Source organism: Citrobacter sp. wls714, assembly GCF_005281025.1.
GTDB lineage: Bacteria > Pseudomonadota > Gammaproteobacteria > Enterobacterales > Enterobacteriaceae > Citrobacter > Citrobacter werkmanii.
In genome coordinates this window covers 1-1,391 of record NZ_SZWZ01000099.1, presented here as the reverse complement: position 1 = coordinate 1,391, position 1,391 = coordinate 1, and the positions used below count along the sequence as shown (strand labels likewise).

The window sequence follows — 1,391 nt, the reverse complement described above, 5'->3', positions numbered from 1 at the left end:
CTGAAAAAACCGAGTTTTTACACAGCCTGGGCACGAAGTGGACAAGTTACCTGAGCTGAAGGTCCGCTATGAGCGAGGAGCGGACATTGTAACTTTCGCAAGCTGATTTTGAGATAGGATGGCTTTCACTTGGCTGGCATTGTGTAATGCCGTCATAGAATATGCATAATAACTTTCTTCAGCGACTAACTATTCATCATAAAATCGATATTATTGTAGAGGGCAGGCGTTTCTGGCCACATTGTCTCTACAAGGAAAAACTGAAAATGAGATTTATAACACTGTTTACATTGCTTTTCGCTCTTCCCCTACATGCCGAAGACCATGATTATGGTCCTCCCATCTCTAGATGCTTGAACAAACATACTATTCCCTATATCAACACGACGATTCCTGCTGAGAATATTGTTAATGATGCTTATAAGGAGTGCGAGGATATCGTTAATGAATGGAATAATGAGCGTGCATCCTTGCCCAAGGAAATGGTAATCAAGCAGAATAAGGAATTTAGGGAGATGTATATCAGAATGATTGATACCCGCAGGAAAACAGATGTTAACAAAAGATGAAGGCTTTGTTTTACTTCATTTTGTAAAGTAGCGCTCTTAGGGCCAGGTAAAATCTCGCATTAAGCTTTCCTGAAAGGCAGTTTTGAGCGAAGAGCGGGCATTTCCTTAAAAGAAAATTTAAATCTAATGCAAAGTAAAACTTAACATTAAATAGACCGGTCAATCTGAATGACTATAATTATTTTAATTTATAAAGTGGCCTGACTAAATATTTTTTTCAAAGCTTCCCTAACAATATACACCTTGGTTGCATCAGAAATTCTACCACCATGTGCTCCTGCCTTTTTGAACAACTCACTGAAAATTTCTTTGATAAGAATTTCATTAACTGTCATTTGAGTTTCTTTATTATATTTATCCATTTCCTGTTGGATTAGTCTTAACATGCTTTCCATTTCAGTAGGTTGCTCATTCATCCATTCAATAAGCACAGATTCATTAGCAATATCTGGGCTTTCTCTATGACATTTATTGCATAGCAGAATATAATTTGAGACATCATTACTTCCGCCTAGTGAGTGAGGGATAATATGCGCCCTCTCCAATTTTGAGGATTCGCGGCCACAGCAGACACATACATTGAAATCACACGCATTATCATAGCGCGTATCATCCAAACCTCTTTGAATTCCATTGTCAATCCAGTACTGCCAGATCTTTTTTTTACTTGGTGCGTTTTGTCTAGGAACTACTGCCATATTACTGCTCCTCAAGAATTCAAACAGTTGATTAGAGATCAGCTGACCTGCGCCCTATAGATTAACACACTACGCTGTTAGCAACGTCCGCTCCAGGCACAGGCTGTGTAAAAACTCGGTTTTT

Annotated in this window: 2 protein-coding genes; one reads left to right on the top strand and one right to left on the bottom strand. The window is 38.7% G+C overall.

Going from position 1 to position 1,391, the window contains the following annotated elements; all coding sequences use genetic code 11:
* The first annotated feature begins 266 nt into the window (after positions 1–266).
* Positions 267–569: a hypothetical protein gene (locus FDX11_RS23000; protein ID WP_137398581.1), complete on the top strand. Its 303-nt coding sequence runs from the start codon at positions 267–269 to the stop codon at positions 567–569.
* A 188-nt stretch (positions 570–757) separates the two neighbouring features.
* On the opposite strand, the gene FDX11_RS22995 is transcribed toward FDX11_RS23000, so the two are convergent.
* Entirely contained in the window at positions 758–1,267 is a 510-nt protein-coding gene (locus tag FDX11_RS22995; RefSeq protein ID WP_137398580.1) for an HNH endonuclease, read from the bottom strand.
* Between the last annotated feature and the right edge of the window lie 124 nt (positions 1,268–1,391).